Below are 19,493 nucleotides of genomic sequence, written 5' to 3'. Positions count from 1 at the left end.
GAAAATAAACCTTATCGAGCAAAACAACCCCCAGTGGCTTGATTTGGGCATCGGATTATTTTGATGGATGGTTGCCCGCCTGCGCGGGCATGACAGGTTTTTTGTCATGTACAGGGGCAGGAAGGTACGAAATTTACCAGTGCCTTTCTATACCCGTAATCGTTCAAAATGCGTGATTTATGCTTTTTCTTTTTCGCCCTGCCGCATTTTGAATATGATTGATTTCCCAGATCAAATTTACGCGGTGGGTTTGGTTGATCGCACTAGGGCTCTAAAAAGATTGCGGAAGTAGTTTTTATAAATTAAAAACTCAGGATGAAACTGCACGCCTAAAAAAAATTGTTTTCTTGGATCTTCGATGCATTGCACGATTTTATTTTTTTCAGAAGCGCTAATCACAAGGTCACGCCCGAGTTGACTGATAGATTGCTTATGAAGACTATTCACTTTTATCTCAGATTTTTGTACTAGTACAAATAATTTACTTTCTTTCTCGATATAAATCATTTTTCTAAAGAAGATATAGCCTATTAGATTTGATGGGTATTGCGCTTTTTCATACGCTTTCACGATGTCTAAATGAAGCGTTCCAGAACGAAATACATTCATGAGCTGACACCCCCGACATAGACCAAACACGGGGATATTTTTTTTCTCGGCCAAGGTTAAATGAGCAAGCTCTAATTCATCGCGTTCGGGTTCATAGGGGTAGCCCTGCTTTTTCGTATCCCCATATAACTCAGGATTTATATCCACTCCCCCACATAAAACCAAACCATCATAATCAAAAAAATTTGAATTTTTTTGTGCAGTGATGCATTTAGCAGTGCCGCCTGCTAACCAAATGGCTAATTTCACAAAAAAAATTGCTACTCTCGATTGGTTAACGGAGTGGGTAATAGCAATAACAGGTCGATTGCTCATAACGCTTGCAGATAATTTGAAGTGGTATTAATCCATTTATCTTTATTTAAAAAAATGGATTGCCGCTCCAAAGCTAAGTATTCTTTCGCCATCTCCTCTTGCACAGAATCATTCGCTGCAAGCTTTTCGATGTACAGCCACCGTCTCCATTCGGTTGTGAAATTCCAATCAGGCAAATTTAAATTCGAATTCGCTAGACGATAATGAAGCGTAGGGCGTGCATGAATCAATTTTGAGCCTATTTTTTCTTTCACCGTTTGTTCATCAATATACATAAATAATGGCAACATATCTAACGCGCGGTTACGCGTACGATTGTAGCGAATATAATCATCTATTAAGGTATGCATGGTTGGTTGATAGTCGGACTGCAAAATCATTTTTTTGTACGCCTGCGGGTACTCATTAATAAAGGGGGATGCCGCTCGACTAAAATCAACATCAATTTCATTTCTTAGCCAATCACTAAGCAACACATACGCACGCAAATAACTTAGAATACAGGCAGCGGATAAAGAAGGAACATCAGGATTAATATGTACCCCAAACGCCGCAATTTTTGAGGTGTATGTCCCCTTTGCCCCATGTTCACGTAGATCTTCTACAATCGGATCCAATGATTGAATGGATTGAATAGTCACGGGCGGGGTTATGATTTCTATTGGGATAATTTCATCAAGTGCTGAAGAAATAAACCGATGAATATAGCCTTTGATATCAATTTTATTTTCTTGTCGATTTTTTTCTGATTCAGCCGCCAGCTGCTTTAAAAGATGCGCATCCAGCTCCACTTTAAATTCGCCAAGGCATGAGTCTTTTAATACGTATTCATTTTGATTGAGCCGCTTAATATTTCCCGAAAAAAGATTTTTTAAGAGTTGGATGGATTCTTCAATCGAAATACCCACATATTCAATTTCAAATCCCACAAGACGATCATGTCCCTCATGGTTTTTTAGATAAGGGGGAAATAAATCCTTAGAAGCGGTGTCATGTTGACTATTCATCCACGCTCAAGAAACTGGAAAAAAGAGTTATTTTAAACAATAAATTAATATACGTTATAAAACAAGCTGACTTGTGTGGCAATCCAGAACTAGAATTACTTAAGCGACAATCGGTTTCTTAAAGACAAGTATCGTGGTGAAGATGAAATTATGAAAATAAAGGTGTTAGGGACTCGGCGTGAAGTTGAACCTTCAGCGCCTTATCATTCTCATCATTCTCATCATTCTGGTTTATTAATTGATGATACGTTTTTGCTCGATTGTGGGTAGGAATCCTTTTTAGACGATGATCCTGAATTCATCGTTATTACTCACCTTCATCCTGATCATACATTTTTGTCAAAGAGCCGAAAAACGCATGATCAATCAACGCAGCCATAAGCCAATTTACGACTCCTCAAGAGCCAATTTGACGGAGACAACGTTCATTAAATCTTTAAGCGTTAGAATCCCATAGAGCTTATTATTTTTCGTCACGATCATACGGCTAATATTGTTCGCGTTCATGGTCAGCAACGCTTTCATCACTTTGGTATCCGCATCAATGACGGTCGTTTCCGAACAAGGACGCATAACGTCGCTGACTTTAGTTGAAGACCATTGTTCTTTATCCAGCGCTTTAACATCCTTTAGTGAAATACACCCCACTAACTTGTTTTGTTTCACAACTGGATAAAGCTTATGATAATGCTGTAAAAAATAATCGGACATTAAAGTATCAATCGTCACGTTTTGATCAACCGTCACGACATCTGTTTTAGCATAAGCTTTAACAGGCTCATCGGTAAATACTTGTCGAATCAACACGTTCTGATAAGAGGTTTTGGAAATATATTGCAGGAAAAATCCTAGAATAAATAGCCAAATACCCGAAATTATAGCGCCCCATAAAAACTGAAGAACACCAAGCATAATTAAGGTAAACCCCAACACTGCCCCACCTTTGCAGGCGATATCGGTTGCCCATTTTAAGTCTTGTTTCCACCACCATAAGGTCGCACGTAATAATCTTCCTCCATCAAGGGGAAACGCTGGCAATAGATTAAAAATTCCAAGAATAATATTAATAATAAATAAATACTGAATCACACCGGTCACTTGATCTTGCCATTGCAAGTAGTAGCCCAGTTGGGCTAGACAATAAAACCCTATCCCTAGAGCTAAGCTAAATATTGGCCCAACCACAGCCATTAAAAATTCAGATTTTGGATTCGGCGGCATATCGGTCATATTGGCAATTCCGCCAAAAATAAATAACGTGATCCCTTCCATGGGTATACCATATCTACGACCAACCAACGAATGACAAAGCTCATGAAACACAATGGACAAAAAAAGCCCAATGACGCCAAATACCCCCATAATCCAATACGTTCCTGCGGAAAAATCTGGATAATTTGCCGGGAAATAACCGACAGCAAGCGTCCATGTCACGAGAAAGGCAAGAATCAGCCAAGAGAAATCTAATCGGACATCAAATCCAGCTAAAGTGAACAAATGAAGGCCAGATTTCATTGGTTTGGATGTCAGCTTTTTATCTTTCATAGCATCAAATTCCTTTTCTTAAACTCACGGTTCTTATTATGAACCTAGATTAGTTAGCACATTTGATCAAATACCCGTCTTGGGGGTTGATGGCGCAACTAAAGTAAAGAAATTATCTAATAAAAAAAGAATGCCTACGGGCAAACAGATCATCAACGCCAATAACCATAATCAGTCAGACACTCCATGCCAGAGCGATGTGTTCCTCTTGATTAATTTTTCCTTAAATTGAAGTTTCAGAAAAGTAATCTATTCTTAATTCAGCAAGAAAAGGAATTGACTAAAATAATAAGGAGTCCATTATGCACGTTAGAGACATTATGACCTACAGCCCGGAATACGTCACGACGAATAACACCATTATCGAAGCGGCCTCAAAGATGAAAAAGTTTGATACGGGCTTTTTGCCCGTTGTGGATGAAACCACCGATGAAATCGTAGGTACCGTAACAGACAGAGACATTATAATTAACGGACTTGCTGATAAAAAAGAAGCCACAACCCCCGTAAAATCGGTGATGGATTCTGATGTTTATTATTGCTTTGAAACTGATAAAGTTGAAGAAGCCACCCAAAAAATGAAAAATAAACAAATTCATCGCTTGATGGTTTTGAATGACGATAAAAACTTATTGGGCGTTATTTCTTTAGGCGATATCGCCTCCCATTATTCGCGTGATGAACTCGTTGGTGAAGCGTTAAAGCAAATTTCTCGTCCTTAGCCTTGTTCGATGCACCTTGATTGGTGCATCGCTAATACATCGATTTTAAACGACCTTAATATTGAACGATCACGGGTATAAGTACTGTTCTTGACATTTAATTTCAGCATGCGAAAAATGAATAAGACGAATAGGGTAAATTAATAAGGCTGGAATACATATGGTTGGTCAACTCATCACAAGAAACGTGGATATTTTTCAGTGCCCAGCACCCGAAAAGCATGAGGCAGTGTCTGAAATTACCTTCGGTGATTTGCACGGCAATGCTCTGAATCTATTGCACAGCTTACTACGCCACGGAATTTGTGAACTCCCCAAAGAAAACTATGACCGAATCGTAGACATCTATTGTTTACCAGAATGGAAGCTTACTTCCGAGAGTATCGCTGAATTTAACCAACTGATTTCCTCCCTTAAGGTTATTAACCAGGAAGTGTTCGTCAGGTTTCTAGGCGATGAATTAGGCGATCGAGGTCAAAACGATTATTTTGTTTTAAAAATGCTTGAGATAATTCATCAAAACGATCTCAAATTTGAAATTTTATTATCCAATCATGGCATAGCGTTCGTTGACGCCTACGAATCTTATGATAAGACTGGAGTATTTGATTCAGAATTAATTGTTTATTTTCAACGCATTTCACTTAGAAATCTTGACTCATTAATTCAGCGAGGCATTGTTTTCCTTGACGAAATATATCGTATTATCAACCGGCATTATAAACCGCATTTAAAATTACTCTCCTGTTCTCTGGATAAATACGGAAAAGAGATCACTATTTTTTCCCACGCGAAGATTGACCTTAGCGTGATTGAAGCGCTAGCTGATTTGTTTGAAGTAGTTTATCGTGAGGACAGCCCGCAAGAGTTGGCCTTGACCATTCAGCAAATTAACTTAAATTTTTCAAAAGCCGTTCTAGAAGAAAAGGTTAACTTTATATCCTCCATTAAGCATCGTTCATGGAAATTTCATAATACTCATTCTAATCCCGTTGAGTTCCTCATTTGGAATCGAAACCATGAAATTTTAGATAGACCCGCCAACCATACCCTCTACTCCTATCGCTTAAAATTTATCCACGGCCATGATTCTACTGAAGAACCTTATGAGCATCTTGTTACCCTGGATAGTATGCTTGGCAAAGGAGAAAATTATCATATAGAAGAAGCGCGGGATTATCTTTCCAATGACGTACAAATTTTGTCCTATACCTCTTCAAGTCGTGGTGATAGGGATTTTTCGTTTGAGTCGGATAAGGACAGTGTCTGTTTTACGGATAAATCAAGCAGTGAGGATGAAGAAGCGAGCGGTGTAGATAAAGAAGAAAATAGTGATGAGCAGAGGTCTTCTTCACGGCAAGATTTCCGCTCGTACAGCCGTTTTTTTGACGATAATACTCACGTCGAAGCTTTCTTTGAGGAGGAGGCTGAACTTAGCTTTAAAGCTTTTAAATTTTAATTCTTTGAACTTTTGTACCGCCTACGCGAATTCTTACCTGAAGAGAAAAAATGTCTTTTTGATGAAGTGATGGCTAAAAAACTGAGGAAATAATTTTTTTTCTTAATGTTCATATTTACGTAATCTTTTAGAGATATACTTAATTTAAGAAAATCATATTTTAGGTAAAATAATGCCACAGACTCATTCGCAACTGTATCAACGATTAAGAAAAGATCATAGTCAATTGAACGTGGATGTATTAGTACAGAAAATCCAAGCTAACGACTTGCCAAATGAAGCCAATGGGCAAGGGATTTACGATCAAATGGTTGATCTTTTTCGAGAGCACAGCGACGCACAATTTGGGATTGTTTCTAAATTATGTGAAAACAATGAATGGGTTCGTGATGCTACGAAGTCCACTCCTCTTGCTGAGAGAATTTTGCATACTGCTCCAGTCATTGAGGCGAACAATACCCTACTAAGATGTTTATCTCGTCTTCGTCCCATTGACTATGTTATTGCTCAAAAATACCCTAACGAAGAGCTAAGTAAGAAGCTACGAACCGAAATAAAAGATGAATTTGCTAAGTTAGTAGAAAACGTCCTTACTAAAGTCCATAGCAACAACAGCAAACAAGCAAAACTTCGAGCCATTAAAACCTTAGAAAAAGACTTTGATACATTGTTAGTACGGCAACTCTATGAAGCCAATCTTACCCAAGGATGTGAAACTGGAAAAGATTGTAAAAAATTACTGAGCCATTATCGAGTTTTATCAAGCTTATTAGTACCTGCGCGGCCCTTAGTAACCCTAACCTATGATGCTCAAAACAAGGTTTTTCAACGTGAAACGCAATATCCTGTCACTAAAAAAACGGACATGCAAAAACAGGTGCTAGCAACCACTTTTGATTTAAACCCCTACCCTGTTGCTGCCGATAAAACCGCTCAAACGGCACAAACATTAGCTACGCAACAAGCCAATGCCTGCTTTGCGGAATTAATGAGCCAAGACGACCGTGCCCTACCGGCCCAAAGTCGAAAAATTCATTTAATTGGTGCAAGAAATGCTTTTATTGTTAAAAATGAATTATTTTTTAATGTTGAACCACAACATATTGAAGTGGCTCGAACAAAAGATGCATTCCCTGAAGATACGTTATGGATGGCAAGAACTGGGGTTCCAGTCTATGTTGGAAAAGGAGAGTCAGCCAAACGGATACAGGATCACACGTGTGAAAACTTAGAGCAAATTCGTCAAGCCGCTCAAGAAATAATCCCAAGAGCTTCTGAAAGAGTATTAAAGCTTCATCTTACCACTCTTAATACTGATTCTTATCATGAAAATCAGCACATTATGATTCGCCATCTCTATCAAGCGACTCGTGATAATAACGACAATCAGGACGATTTATCCTATATTCCCGTTAACATCATAGGTACGGCTCGTAGCCTTGATTTGGCACCCAGTTTAACCTTTGATGCCGGAGATCATCGACCAAGTGGTATCGCTCCTTTAGCCAAAGCAACGCGCGCTAGGAGCGCGGTCGAAGTGGTGCTAAAAGCCTGCCGCACACCAGAAACATTAAGCGTGGTTCATTGCGCCAGCGGACAAGACCGAACGGGAACCATCGTTGAGAAAGCAATACAAACCTGGATGGAAAAGCACTATAAAGTTCATAGGCTTAACACTGACTCTATTCAAAGTATGCGTGCAGAAGGCGGTAATGCCGCTGAAATAGCAAGTCATCATATCTCCGGCTCACCTGGAATGAAAACTGTTTCTAGATCTGGTGCTACGTTTAATGAACAGGCGAACGCACAATTTTATCGTGAAAGCGCTGATTTAAACTTGAGTAACCCTATTGGTTCCGTCAGCTGGCTTAAAACACCGAGTAAAAAAGCGAACGAGGCGTATGAGCAACAATTACAGGCTTTTGAATCCAGCTTACAAGCCTTAGCTCAGAACCTCTCTGGAAATAGCAACAACCATAAACTATTCGTCCAGGGAAAGATTATCCTGAAGCAGGTTAAACTAATTTCTAAAAGGGCACAGCTCACTTCAAAGGAAATTTCAGATTTAACCTTGGTATTATCTTGCAGCGATCGAGCCTTACACGCACCAGAAGACGAAGTCAATATTCGTAAATTAGCCGGTCTTTCAAAAGAAGTTTCTGGTCATGCCTCCCCAAAATGGCGAACACTTGGGGCTGCTCTTGCCATCTTTGGCTGTATTGCCTTAGTGGTGGCTGGCGTTTTAGCAGCTATCCCAAGCGGTGGAACCAGTTTGTTGCTCGCTGTTGCTGGAACGGCAGGCTTAAAAGCTGGCGTAGCTGGGGCCACAGCTTCAGGAGTGGTTGGATTAGGTTTATTTCATAGAAACAAAACCCAAGGACTGGCCAAATCGATTAAAGACATGAAATCCACTCTTGAGGACCTTAGGAAACAGGAAGAATCCTCACCGGACCCGTTTAGACCAGATTAACATTAATTAATCGCCAACTGAGCTTGCCCTCTGAGGCTAAATAAATAGGTTGATGCTGGCATTCTCCTTGAGACTCAACCGTCGCATAACGAATTTGTAAAACAGTCTTGGAATCTTCGCTAGCAGTGATCAACCAATGATGACTTCCACTATGCTCATTATTTCTCACAATGAGAACGCATTCGTAATGCCCTAAATCGCTAACGACAAATTTAAATACTTTTCCTTCGCGTTCAATACTACATCCTTTATCTGGAATGATATTAATTGCAGAATTAGGATGATTATCCTGAATGACACACTCATTTCTAGCATAAGATGTGAGATCTGATGCGATAAGACTTACCGCACTTTCCAATTGATAAAACGCTTCATGACGAGCCAGGCTTTGAGTATTAAACTTGGAGTACAAAAAAACGCCTTGCATTAAAGATAATATCAACAGTGTTAATGTGGCTATCATTAACAGAGTGGTAAAAAACACCATCCCGTGGTTAGCGCAACCGTACACTAAATTGCTTGTTCTGTTCATTGAGCATCTCTAGATGGATTCGCACAATTTTGCCTACCGGTTGAGTAACTAGTGAAATTGTCATTGATTTGACAAGAGGAGTTAGCTCTTCCTTGTGGTTTTGTTTGTAAAAGAGTGACTCGGAGTGGTTGTTTCTTTGTATCAAGTATTCTTCGTTAATCCAGTGGCCAATGTAAATGGGCTCATGAAAATTAAATAAGAATGGCTTTTCCAGGGTTATCATAACTTTGTCTCCCTTGGTACGTACGCGATGTATCTTCTGAACCTCCGCGTGATAGCAGTCTGCAATGAGTACCAATTGATTGGTTTTAAATGCTTTACCCGTTAAAAGGGTTTGATCGCTTAATAAGACTTCAACCATCTCAAATGATTCATTCATTCGTTGAATGCGTATCCTTGATGTGCCTTGCTCGATGTTTAAAGCGCTTAATGATCGGTTTTGTTGAGTCCGATCAGCGGTAACCAAGTGTTCTAAATTCAAACAGGGAGTAAATCCAGCATGTCGAATACTGTGGCGCATTAAATCCACCACTAACTGCAATTCAATATCTTGCTCCATGGCATGACTTATATATTGCACATGATGTTTTACGCTCAAAAATTGATTGATGACCATTAATACCAAAATACTGGATATAAACATCCCGATTAAAACTTCAGTAAGGCTAAAGCCCAAGCGATGGCATTTCATCCTAACAATAGGCGGCGCTTAAGCGAACGGTGGCCATCAACTTGCAGTACGGGCTCATTCCAGGCAATTTCAAGTTCCGACTCCTTATTACGGTTAATGATCGTACGCTGAAACATAGACGGGTTAAAAAACTCAAGCCGGACTTCTTCAGACATAGAGTCCAATTCGTTTAAGGCATGGTTTTGAAGGTGAAATTGATTAAAGACTCGAGTCATTTGCCATTGCTGATGCAATAAAGCCAGTGAAATCGTCGTGATTAAGGCGAGTGAAATCAGCACTTCAGTTAAAGAAAATCCATTGGTTTGGTGCATGGTTTGTTCATCCTGAGGTTGGTCCGTGCATAGAATAACTTGACCCCTTCCATCGATGCAATCATTATTTAACAACAATTTCCTTTTGACTCCAGGTTCGTTAATATATACTCATGACCTTTAGCCTGGTCGATTTGCTGTATAGATTTTATTTAGTCACCTTGTTTATATCGTTATTGCTTTAGCGCTCTAACCTTATAATAAATCTTCAGGAGAAAGACTTATGGCTTGTGATTACCACGTACTCCCCCATCCAGGAATCCAAACGCTTTCTCCTTACATTCCTGGCAAGTCTATCGAGCAACTTGCGGATGAGCTAGGCTTGACGGATATCATCAAATTAGCCAGTAACGAAAATCCACTTGGCTGTAGTCATAAAGTTACCAAAGCCTTATCAGCACTTTCCGGCCATGCGATAGCCAGGTATCCTTCACCCTATCACAGCCCGCTTTTGAAAAACCTCAGTACGAAATTAGGCATAACACCTGATATGATCACGCTTGGCAATGGCACCGACATGCTTATTCCTCTGATTATTAATTGCTTTGCGCTACACCAAGAAAAACACGTCTTAACCCATAATTATGCGTTCAGCTCTTACGCAATTTATTCAAAAATTTTAGGCGTTCCTGTGGTGAGTACGCCAGTAGATGAGCACTGGACGGTTGATATCAAGGCTATGGCTTCCGCTTGCAATGAACATACTGCTGTTATTTTTCTGCCCAATCCCAATAACCCCACAGGAATCCCAGTAAAACATCGAGACATTGAGTACCTACTGAACCACATACCAGAATCAACCTTGTTAGTTCTTGACGAAGCCTATGTGGAATATAATTCTGAGGATCAAGAAAATGATAGCCTCCAATTGTTACAACATTATCCAAACCTCATTATCACACGTACCTTTTCAAAGGCCTATGGCCTCGCTGGGCTTCGCCTAGGGTATGCCATTGCCGCACCGGAAGTAACGGCCTTGTTGACAAGAATTAGCCCCCCTTTTTTTGTAAACTACGCGGCCTTAGTCGCGGCGAATGCTGCTTTAGGAGATGAACAATTTATTCAGGAAACGTTAGCGCTCAATCAACAAGGGTTAGCGCAATTAAAATTGGGCTTAAAAAAATTTAAATTAACTTGGCTTCCTACCGCTGGAAATTTTATCACGGTGGATTTCCAGAAGGATGCGGGGCCTCTCTACCAAAGCTTACTTCGTTATGGCATTATTGTTCGACCTCTTCATCCTTACCGTATGGATAATTTCTTACGAATTACCGTAGGCACAATGCAGCAGAATATTCGCTTCTTGGACGCATTAGAAGAATGCCTAAGGTACAAATAACAACGATATTGCACTAAGGAAAAAATATGACCAGTGATTTAAGCGCTAAACATTGCGAATCATGCGAAGGCATAGGATCGGCTTTAAACGCTGAACAAATTAACAATCTCATGCCCCAATTGCATGACTCCTGGGAGGTATCTCTTAATCATAAGCAGATTCATCGCAAGTTTTCCTTTAAGAACTTTTATGAAACCATGGCCTTTGTCAATGCGGTAGCTTGGATAGCAAATATTGAGAATCATCACCCTGATCTAGAAGTTGGATATAATTATTGCAATGTAACGTTTACCACGCATGCATTAGACGGCTTAACCCAAAACGATTTCATCTGCGCTGCTAAAATCGACAAGTTGCTAGAAGATTAGTTCCAGCGGCACTGGGCTGTAACCATAATTCAGCAGCAAGGGGTAGCAAAACATCAGAAATATCGATTCGTCATTGCAAAGCCACGTACAGCCGAAACGATCAAAACGTTCTGGCCGAGATCTCTGGATTACCACACCAGCTTGGCTGGTTCGCAATGACGGAACGACTTTAGGAGTAAACTAGCCATGATGCTAATGCTAAGCGACACACATGGCTTAGTTGTCTTTGCGAAGTCGCTTGCGGCTTAAGCAATCCAGGAGTACCAGCCACAAGCTAGGTTTTTTTAATGATGGTTGAATTATGGGCGCTCGTCGATTTCTTTGCGTTGCACGGGCATAAAGTCTTTTCTATCCAGCCCCATGCTTACCGCTAAAGCCCCTGCAACATAAATGGATGAATAAGTTCCAATCACGATACCAATAATCAGCGCTAAAGCAAACCCGTGAATTGATTCACCACCGTAAATAAACAATGAAACCACTACGAACAAGGTCAGCACAGACGTCATGATGGTTCGTGACAGGGTTTGGTTAATGGACGTATTCATAACTTCCACAGGGCTGGCTCGACGTATTTTAATAAAATTCTCACGCACGCGATCAAATACAACGATCGTGTCGTTGAGAGAGTATCCAATCACGGCTAATAATCCTGCCAGGGCCTTAAGATCAAACTCGACCCCAAACATGGCGAATACCCCTAAAATCAGCACGGGATCATGAACTAGGGCTACCGCTGAGCTAAATGCCAAGCGATACTCAAAACGTAGAGCAATATAAATCATTGTTCCAAGTAAAGAGACAATTATTGCTAAAGCTCCTTTGGTTGCCAGTTCTTTTCCAACTTGAGGCCCTACAAATTCTACCCGCTGCTTAGTCGCTCCAGGTAGTTTTTCCATAACTTTGTCCACCAATAGGGTTTGATCAATATCGGTTCTAGGTGCGATGCTGATTAAAACGTCTTTTGATGTGCCATAGCTAACGACCTGAGCTTCTTTGAAGCCAGCATCAAACAGTTTTTCACGTATTTCAGGAAGATTGGCAGCCTGTTTATAAGAGACCTCTATTTGCGTTCCACCCGTAAAATCGAGCCCCCAATGTAAGCCATTAATCACCAGCGCGGATATGGAAACAATAAAAATCAAAATAGAAAACAGCGCGGTCCATTTGCGTGCTCCCATAAAATCTACATTGGAATTTGGATTAAATAATTCCATCTAAACCTCTCTTTTGAAAACTGTGATTATCGCCTTGAGAGCTCTGTGCAGACAAAGTCTATCGTCAGATGCTCTCTTACGGTCGCTTCTTGCAAAGGGCAAATTATTGATTGGTGCGCCCCTAAATCCCAATTGATAATTTTTTAACATTTCTCCCGCCGTAATACCAATTTACAATGGCTCGTGTAAAGGTCACGCCGGTTAACATAGATGTCAGTAATCCAATGGATAACGTAATCGCAAACCCCCGCACGGGACCCGTTCCTATTGCAAACAAGACTAAACCAACAATAAGCGTTGTAATATTGGCATCAATAATGGTGGCAAATGCTCTATCATATCCTGCAAAAATGGCTGCCTGCGGTGATAACCCATTTCGTAATTCTTCGCGGATTCGTTCATAGATCAATACGTTCGCATCAACAGCCATCCCCACAGTTAATACAATCCCTGCAATACCAGGAAGGGTTAGCGTCGCACCTATCAACGATAAGACAGCGCATAACAACACCAAGTTTAGCAACAAAGCAATATTGGCAACTAGGCCAAAGAAGCGGTAATACACAATCATGGTGATTAAAATCAATCCCATACCCACCTCAAGAGAGATGATTCCACGACGAATATTTTCTTTACCAAGCGTTGGCCCAACAGTTCGCTCTTCAATAGGATAAATAGCCGCAGGCAAAGCTCCTGCTCTTAACAGTAACGACAAGTTACTCGCTTCTTTGGTGTCTTTAAGACCCGTGATTTGAAAATTATTTCCCAGGGCATTTTGAATAACAGGAGCGCTAATAACCCGTTCTTCGCGCGTGGTAACGCGTTTTGTCACGCCACCAACTTCTTCCAGTCTCGTTTTGCTTTCAACAAATACAATAGCCATTCGCTTACCAATGTTTTCACGAGTAACTTTGGTAAAGAAGGTTTCACCACCACCGCCAAGCTGAACTTGTACAGCGGGTGATGCAGTTTGCTGATCAAAACTGGAGACGGCGCTAGTAATCGAATCACCACTTAGGACAACTTGCCGTTTTAATAAAATGGGCTGTCCATCCATCATGTATAATTTACTGTTAACCGGAACAGCACCGGTTTGTTTAGCAATCTGGGCGTCATGTTCTTGATCGACCAAATGGAATTGTAAGGTGGCGGTTCCTCCAAGAATTTGCTTCGCGCGTGCCGCATCTTGAATTCCTGGTAAATCAACCGCTACGCGAGTCGCACCCTGTTGCTGTACTACCGCTTCTCCAACACCAAGCTCATTCACTCGATTACGAAGAATACTCATGGTTTGTTCGATAGTATTTTGACGGATGGTACTGAGTTCACTAGGCGTTAAGCTAGCGGTAAGATCCATCGTGATTTTAGATTTTGTAAAATTCAGTCCTGGCATTTTATCATTGAGCTCTGTGTAAGCGCTTTCCAGAGCATCTTGATTACGAAAATGAATCTTTACGCCCTTATCTGCCAGGTATCGTATGCCAGAATAGCGAACACCCGCCTCGCGTAAATTCTGACTGATGCTTTTCATGATCCCTTCATAGCGGCGATTAATCACGCTATCCACATCCACTTCTAATAAGAAATGCACTCCACCCCGCAAATCCAACCCCTGCTTCATTGGTTCAGCGCCAATAGCTATTAACCAAGATGGCGTTGATGATGCCAGATTCAATGCCACGGTATAGTCTTTATCTAAACCGCTTCGAATCACATCCTTGGCCAACAATTGAGTATCAGTCGATGCAAAGCGGACTTCAATGCCATCTTTTCGCGTTTCAATACCAAGATACTTTAGCTTAGCTTTTTCAAGTAAGCTTTTTACTTCCTGTTCTAACTGTTGTGGATCCACTGTTTTTTCAGAAGATACCTGGACGACAGGATCTTCGCTATACAAGTTAGGGATCGCGTAAATCAGACCAATGACGGTGATGAACACCAACATCAGGTTTTTCCAAAGTGGGTATTTATTTTGCATGGGTGGGTCTCTACGACAAACTTAAAGTGATTTCAAAGTTCCCTTGGGCAATACAGCGCTTACGGCAGTTCGTTGGATATTAATTTCGATTCCTTCAGCGATATTGGCTTTAATATATTGCTCTTCTAAAGCAGTAACTTTAGCAAGAACACCCCCGCTGGTGATGATTTCATCGCCTTTTTTTAAATTGCTGATTAATTCGCGGTGCTCTTTGGCGCGCTTGTTTTGAGGGCGGATGAGCATAAAATAGAATAAAACAAAAATGGCTGCAATCATAATTAATGAAAACGTGCCATCGGCCTGTGCTGGTTGGCCCGCTTGAGCCGCCATAGCGTTACTAATAAAAAAACTCATGTGGTTCTCCTCTATACAAATACAATACGTCGTACGGTTATAATCCTAGAAAAAGCGGTTAAGTCCTGCTACGAAAGCTAAGGGTGCTCGCTACGGACTTAACCGCTTTTTTCTAGAATAATTTGCGTGACATAATATCGATATTTAGACCTGGCGTAAATGGATTGTCTTAACTTTGCTACTTTTTCCTGTGAAGCGCCGCAGAAGTCTAAAATAACGTTTACAGTGAATGCTGCGGTCAACCATCCCAGATTGTTCACGTCTAGTGAACTAACCTCTGAAGATTGCTGCCAACGTGGCGTTTGTATAATGAATGTTATGCTCGATTAACAAGCGCTGACACAAAAGAGGCGTTTGAGCGAATAAATGGTGAAAATAGGCACGTGTTAATCCTTCATAACAACTGGTGCAAGTGCAATGCTCATCAATTGGTTCAAAATCAAATTCGTTGGCCTTTTCTGTAATATCAAGCATCCCTACTTCTGTGTAAAGCCTACCATGCAAGGCATCAAAAGCCGGTTTATCCGACTCCAGATAGGATACCCCTTTTTCATCAAGCTTTTTCAGCTCATCAAGGCTAAATTCCCCCGATAAATAACTGGGTTTAGTGAAGTGTTGTAACTGAAAATTATCTGCAGATTCATTCTCATCAACTTGTTGATAGTAACCAAATTGAGGAGGCAGCTTAGAATCCGATAATGAGAGAAAAATTGGCTTATGATTGGGCAAAAGAGATTGAATCGATTCAAACTGGCTTCTTGAAAGAGTAGGCAAAATTAGAATATCCGGCTCTAAAGAGCAGGCTAAGGTAATTAATTGTTCAAGACTAAGACGAGTAATCTTACCATCATAAGTGGAGCGAACCGTGTAGCATACATTGCGTTTTCCTTGAGGTAATGAAGCATTTAATACAATTTGAGTTGGCGCACCTAAATAGTTCTTAAGAGAAGGTAAGGTTAACAGCGCGTCATACCCTGGTTTCATTAACAAAGTTTCTAATGAGCAAGACAACAACTGAATCCCAGAGTTTGCCCAACTTTCAGCCGTTAATGCGCTCCCCGCCTCGGTAGAGATAATCGGGACAAATTGAGTTGTTTCAAACGTTTTGTGTTGACTCATAGATTATGTTCCATAATAAACCTAGGATAAAAGATAACTGCTCACCCAGCTCACCTCCCCCGGCTTAATCGTGAGATCCAGGAATCTTTCTACATCGCTGGATCCTGCGGTCAAGCCGCAGGAAGTCGTCAGGGGGAGAGCAGCTACGATAAAAGAAAAACGTTAGCAGCGAGTTACAATAATAAACAGGCATCTCCGTAACTATAGAATCGATATTGATGTTCAATTGCGATGCGATACATCTCCATAGTTGCCTCATAACCAATAAAGGCTGCTACAAGCATGAGCAGCGTGGATTCGGGTAAATGAAAGTTCGTTATTAATCCATCACAAATTTGAAAAGAATACCCTGGGTAAATAAAAATATCTGTGTCGCGGCTTTCCGCTTTAAGTTTACCGTTGACTGCTGCACTCTCAAGGCTTCTTAGCGACGTTGTTCCAACTGCAATCACACGACGACCTTCTTGTTTTGCACAATTAACAGCATCCGCTAGCGTTTCACTTATGGTAAAGAATTCACGGTGCATTTTGTGATCTTGAATATCATCACAACGCAATGGGCGAAATGTACCCGCTCCAACATGCAAGGTTGAGTAACCAATTTCAACCCCCTTTTCTTTAAGTGCCGCCAGTAACGGCTCATCAAAATGTAAGCCCGCCGTAGGGGCTGCAACTGAGCCGTTATGTTGTGCATAAACCGTTTGATAACGATTTAGATCTAAGGTTTCATCATTGCGGTTAATATAAGGAGGAAGCGGCATATGTCCAATTTGATGCAACATCAAATCAACATCACCATTCACGGAACATAAGAATAAATCATCATCACGGTTGAGGATTTCAACCTTCCATCCTTCGTCGAGTTCAATCAGAGTTCCGGCTTTTGGTGATTTGCTCGCTTTAATATGCGCCCAAAACTGATGCGAATCAATGATACGCTCCACCAAAAACTCAACCTTACCTCCGCTTTGTTTGTGGCCATAAAAACGAGCGGGGATAACCCGACTATCGTTCATCACCAACAGATCGCCTTGTTCAAGCAGATCGACCACCGATTTAAATTGGTGGTGAGCAAAATCGTTTTGCCTGCGGCAATAAGTTAAGAGACGAGAATCAGAACGCTTATCTAACGGATATTGAGCAATGAGGTTCTCAGGTAATTCAAAATAAAAATCTTGTCGTTTCATTTTACAAAATGTTCATTATAAACTTTATTTCAGGTGTTGTTAAGAGATATAATGAATCAGGGATGCAAACCGCAATCTCTAGATTGCGCCTTAGCTTCGCTCTATCCTTTCCAGAGTAGCTCTTTGCTTAGGGATTGTTTCCTAAGACACAATCCCCTATATTAGAGGGGCTATTGTGCATTCCATTTGTTAATCAGGAGAAGATTTATGTCACGATTTACCAAAGCGCTTATTGGCGCTTCTTTGAGTTTATCAGCGGCGATCGCGTTTGCGATTCCTCCGTCTGAATTAGTGAGTCATAATAACACCGATGTACAAACCCAAGCTTTTTTAGGGCCAAATCTGGATTTACCGCAGCAGCCCACAGAGCCAGGGGCTGTGAAACGGGTTAGTTGGGTTTCTGTCAGAATTTTATGCATGAACACACCAAAACCAGGTATTTGTCCGGCTAAAATTAAATTGAATACCGTACCGCAAACCACCTTAGGGATTGTTGAAATGAACCTCAAAAATGGAGACATTAATCCTAAAGTATTAAGCGCAAATGGTTATAAAATGACGGTTGTGAAACCAGGTGAAATTGTCTTTACTAAAGAAGCTTAAAATGAACCCGCCACAATTTGTGGCGGGCTTACTCATTATTTCGTCTTAACAACTTCCTGATCGATTGTCCAAACGGCTTGTAATCCAACTAAATTAGCATGCGGCTTTGCACGAGCATCCACATTGTAGGAAGATGTTGTACCAAGCAAATCAGTCTTGTTTACAGTCGTTTCATTTCCAGCAAATAGATAGGTATAACCAATATCAAACCCTAATGCAGGGTTATACTGGTAATGCGAACCTATAGATAGAGCCCAGCGGTTAGCATCAGGTAATCTTACATCACGTTCAGCATCAACGGTTGGGGTTTGATCATAGCCACCACCAGCTCGCATCATCCATTGATCATTCACATGATAATTTGCCCCAACGGCAAAACGCCAAGCGTCTCTATAGTGTTGAGCGGTGGTGCTGTTGGTTACAACTTGTAAACCAGCCACGTTATTGAGCTGTGTTTCTTCAAAGACATTCCAAGCCGTGAATACGACGGAGCCTAATAACGCCAACTTCTCATTTACATCGTGATAACCACTTAAGGTAATCACTTCTGGGAAATGAATTTCATTGCTAAATAAACCATCGCTACGTAGAACAGCTTGCGCATCGGTAAAGGTAGGATTAATAGTGTCAGCTAAATGACCACGCAATTCACTAAACCCACGGAACACATGATGCATTTTCGATTGGTAATTTAAACCAACTCGGGTATGCTGCTCATTAAACATGCCAAGTACCCCAGCATGAAAGCCTACACCAGTAGAGTGCCCTTTATTGTAACTTAGCGAATCTAAACCCGTGGGTGCAACTAATGTGGCTTGTAATGCCGTTGGAGCGCCTAACATACGATTGAATTTTACTTGCGACCATTGCCAATCCAACCCAGCTCCTACAGCGAAATTATTTGTTAACTTATAACCAAACTCAGGGGATAAGTTAACCGTCAATAACTCCGTAAAGGTAGCCGCGTAGCGAACAGGAGACGTTGTGGAGTACTCTGTAGAAAGACCAAAAGGAGAAACCACGCTAAGACCAAAGGCCGCGCGCTCGTTCAAAGGCAAGGCATAATGAAAGGCTGGAACCAAGGCATCTTTTGAAGCTTCTAATCCACTAAAGGTTTGAATGTATGGAGGCAAACCCGTAGTGGAGAACGTGCTGGTCCCACTTAATTTTGTGCTAGGAAAAACGCCAACACCACTTAATACAACTTGTTCTTTATCAAGAAACACTAAGCCCGCAGGGTTGTACCAACCAATGGAAGCGTCTGCAACTTCTGCAGCAATACCGGCTGCATAATTGCCAATCGCCGCACCGCTTCCTTCTGTATATAAGGAAAATCCGCCGGCATTAACCGCGCTGCTGGCTAGAGCTGCTAGGATGGCGGTACTTAGGTAACTTCTACGTGGTGTCTGCATTCTCTTCACTCCCTACTCCTAAGATGTAATCCAAAAACTATTAATGAAAACTGATAATAAATGAATGAAAGGTTTTTTCAAACTATTCAGGCAAAATATCTTAAGCTACTGTTTATAAATTATATTGTTCAGGCATTAATCGCCCATGATGGTAAAATTTTATTTTTCTTCCTATGGAAGTCTGTGTAAGGCGATAGCTGTATTGATCATCCATGCCCACTCTTAGATTACGCCTTCGGCTCTCTCCAGGCTACT

Annotated in this window: 18 protein-coding genes; 6 read left to right on the top strand and 12 right to left on the bottom strand. The window is 41.0% G+C overall.

All coding sequences use genetic code 11. The features are described from left to right. Positions 1–237: 237 nt before the first annotated feature. From E1O47_RS10365 to E1O47_RS10355, 3 genes are all read right to left on the bottom strand, one after another. The gene (locus E1O47_RS10365) at positions 238–924 is read right to left on the bottom strand and encodes a gamma-glutamyl-gamma-aminobutyrate hydrolase family protein (protein ID WP_133131186.1); all 687 of its coding nucleotides are present in this window, start codon (positions 922–924) and stop codon (positions 238–240) included. After that, on the bottom strand, positions 921–1,931 hold the full coding sequence (locus tag E1O47_RS10360) for an amidoligase family protein (protein WP_133131185.1): 1,011 nt from the start codon (positions 1,929–1,931) through the stop codon (positions 921–923). Before E1O47_RS10360 ends, E1O47_RS10365 begins: the two co-directional genes overlap by 4 nt. Before the next feature lie 387 nt (positions 1,932–2,318). Beyond that, on the bottom strand, positions 2,319–3,476 hold the full coding sequence (locus tag E1O47_RS10355) for a site-2 protease family protein (protein WP_133131184.1): 1,158 nt from the start codon (positions 3,474–3,476) through the stop codon (positions 2,319–2,321). 302 nt (positions 3,477–3,778) lie between these two features. Here E1O47_RS10355 and E1O47_RS10350 point away from each other — a divergent pair, with 302 nt between their 5' ends. The 3 genes from E1O47_RS10350 to E1O47_RS10340 all read left to right on the top strand — a co-directional run bounded on the left by E1O47_RS10350 (position 3,779) and on the right by E1O47_RS10340 (position 8,127). Next, the gene (locus E1O47_RS10350; protein ID WP_133131183.1) at positions 3,779–4,198 is read left to right on the top strand and encodes a CBS domain-containing protein; all 420 of its coding nucleotides are present in this window, start codon (positions 3,779–3,781) and stop codon (positions 4,196–4,198) included. Between the two features lie 160 nt (positions 4,199–4,358). Then, positions 4,359–5,657: a Dot/Icm T4SS effector Wip gene (gene wip / locus E1O47_RS10345; RefSeq protein ID WP_133131182.1), complete on the top strand. Its 1,299-nt coding sequence runs from the start codon at positions 4,359–4,361 to the stop codon at positions 5,655–5,657. 172 nt (positions 5,658–5,829) lie between these two features. Next, the gene (locus tag E1O47_RS10340; RefSeq protein WP_133131181.1) at positions 5,830–8,127 is read left to right on the top strand and encodes a hypothetical protein; all 2,298 of its coding nucleotides are present in this window, start codon (positions 5,830–5,832) and stop codon (positions 8,125–8,127) included. Here the strand turns inward: E1O47_RS10340 and E1O47_RS10335 are convergent. The 3 genes from E1O47_RS10335 to E1O47_RS10325 are packed head-to-tail and all read right to left on the bottom strand — an operon-like array spanning position 8,114 to position 9,736. Continuing rightward, positions 8,114–8,659 carry a hypothetical protein gene (locus tag E1O47_RS10335; protein ID WP_133131180.1) on the bottom strand — a complete coding sequence of 182 codons (546 nt, stop codon included), beginning with the start codon at positions 8,657–8,659 and terminating at the stop codon, positions 8,114–8,116. The two genes, E1O47_RS10340 and E1O47_RS10335, sit on opposite strands and share 14 nt — an antisense overlap. Next, the gene (locus tag E1O47_RS10330) at positions 8,622–9,350 is read right to left on the bottom strand and encodes a PilW family protein (RefSeq protein ID WP_133131179.1); all 729 of its coding nucleotides are present in this window, start codon (positions 9,348–9,350) and stop codon (positions 8,622–8,624) included. The genes E1O47_RS10335 and E1O47_RS10330 overlap by 38 nt, the downstream gene beginning before the upstream one ends. Next, the gene (locus tag E1O47_RS10325; protein ID WP_242602099.1) at positions 9,347–9,736 is read right to left on the bottom strand and encodes a type IV pilus modification PilV family protein; all 390 of its coding nucleotides are present in this window, start codon (positions 9,734–9,736) and stop codon (positions 9,347–9,349) included. The genes E1O47_RS10330 and E1O47_RS10325 overlap by 4 nt, the downstream gene beginning before the upstream one ends. A gap of 148 nt (positions 9,737–9,884) precedes the next feature. On the opposite strand from E1O47_RS10325, the gene hisC reads away from it, so the two are divergent. Beyond that, positions 9,885–11,000 (top strand): histidinol-phosphate transaminase, encoded by a 1,116-nt coding sequence (hisC, locus tag E1O47_RS10320; protein ID WP_133131178.1) that lies wholly within the window; start codon positions 9,885–9,887, stop codon positions 10,998–11,000. Between the two features lie 26 nt (positions 11,001–11,026). Beyond that, positions 11,027–11,368: a 4a-hydroxytetrahydrobiopterin dehydratase gene (locus tag E1O47_RS10315; RefSeq protein WP_133131177.1), complete on the top strand. Its 342-nt coding sequence runs from the start codon at positions 11,027–11,029 to the stop codon at positions 11,366–11,368. 299 nt (positions 11,369–11,667) lie between these two features. Here the strand turns inward: E1O47_RS10315 and secF are convergent, their stop codons facing one another. From secF to queA, 5 genes are all read right to left on the bottom strand, one after another. Then, positions 11,668–12,585: a protein translocase subunit SecF gene (gene secF / locus E1O47_RS10310; RefSeq protein ID WP_133131176.1), complete on the bottom strand. Its 918-nt coding sequence runs from the start codon at positions 12,583–12,585 to the stop codon at positions 11,668–11,670. A gap of 121 nt (positions 12,586–12,706) precedes the next feature. Further along, positions 12,707–14,563 (bottom strand): protein translocase subunit SecD, encoded by a 1,857-nt coding sequence (secD, locus tag E1O47_RS10305; protein WP_133131175.1) that lies wholly within the window; start codon positions 14,561–14,563, stop codon positions 12,707–12,709. A 21-nt stretch (positions 14,564–14,584) separates the two neighbouring features. Beyond that, positions 14,585–14,917, bottom strand: coding sequence for a preprotein translocase subunit YajC (yajC, locus tag E1O47_RS10300; protein WP_133131174.1), 333 nt, complete (start codon positions 14,915–14,917; stop codon positions 14,585–14,587). Between the two features lie 270 nt (positions 14,918–15,187). Beyond that, complete coding sequence (locus E1O47_RS10295; RefSeq protein ID WP_133131173.1) at positions 15,188–16,036, bottom strand: tRNA-guanine transglycosylase; 849 nt, start codon at positions 16,034–16,036, stop codon at positions 15,188–15,190. Between the two features lie 173 nt (positions 16,037–16,209). Beyond that, positions 16,210–17,223: a tRNA preQ1(34) S-adenosylmethionine ribosyltransferase-isomerase QueA gene (queA, locus tag E1O47_RS10290; protein WP_133131172.1), complete on the bottom strand. Its 1,014-nt coding sequence runs from the start codon at positions 17,221–17,223 to the stop codon at positions 16,210–16,212. 207 nt (positions 17,224–17,430) lie between these two features. Between queA and E1O47_RS10285 the strand changes: the two genes are divergently transcribed. Then, the gene (locus E1O47_RS10285) at positions 17,431–17,826 is read left to right on the top strand and encodes a hypothetical protein (protein WP_133131171.1); all 396 of its coding nucleotides are present in this window, start codon (positions 17,431–17,433) and stop codon (positions 17,824–17,826) included. Positions 17,827–17,861: 35 nt separating this feature from the next. On the opposite strand, the gene E1O47_RS10280 is transcribed toward E1O47_RS10285, so the two are convergent. Beyond that, positions 17,862–19,247, bottom strand: coding sequence for an OmpP1/FadL family transporter (locus E1O47_RS10280; RefSeq protein WP_165475100.1), 1,386 nt, complete (start codon positions 19,245–19,247; stop codon positions 17,862–17,864). Positions 19,248–19,493 lie beyond the last annotated feature (246 nt).

This window comes from Legionella yabuuchiae (assembly GCF_900640115.1).
Classification (GTDB): domain Bacteria; phylum Pseudomonadota; class Gammaproteobacteria; order Legionellales; family Legionellaceae; genus Legionella_A; species Legionella_A yabuuchiae.
Note: the sequence above shows the minus strand (reverse complement) of the source record. Positions and strands in the feature narration are given on the sequence as shown.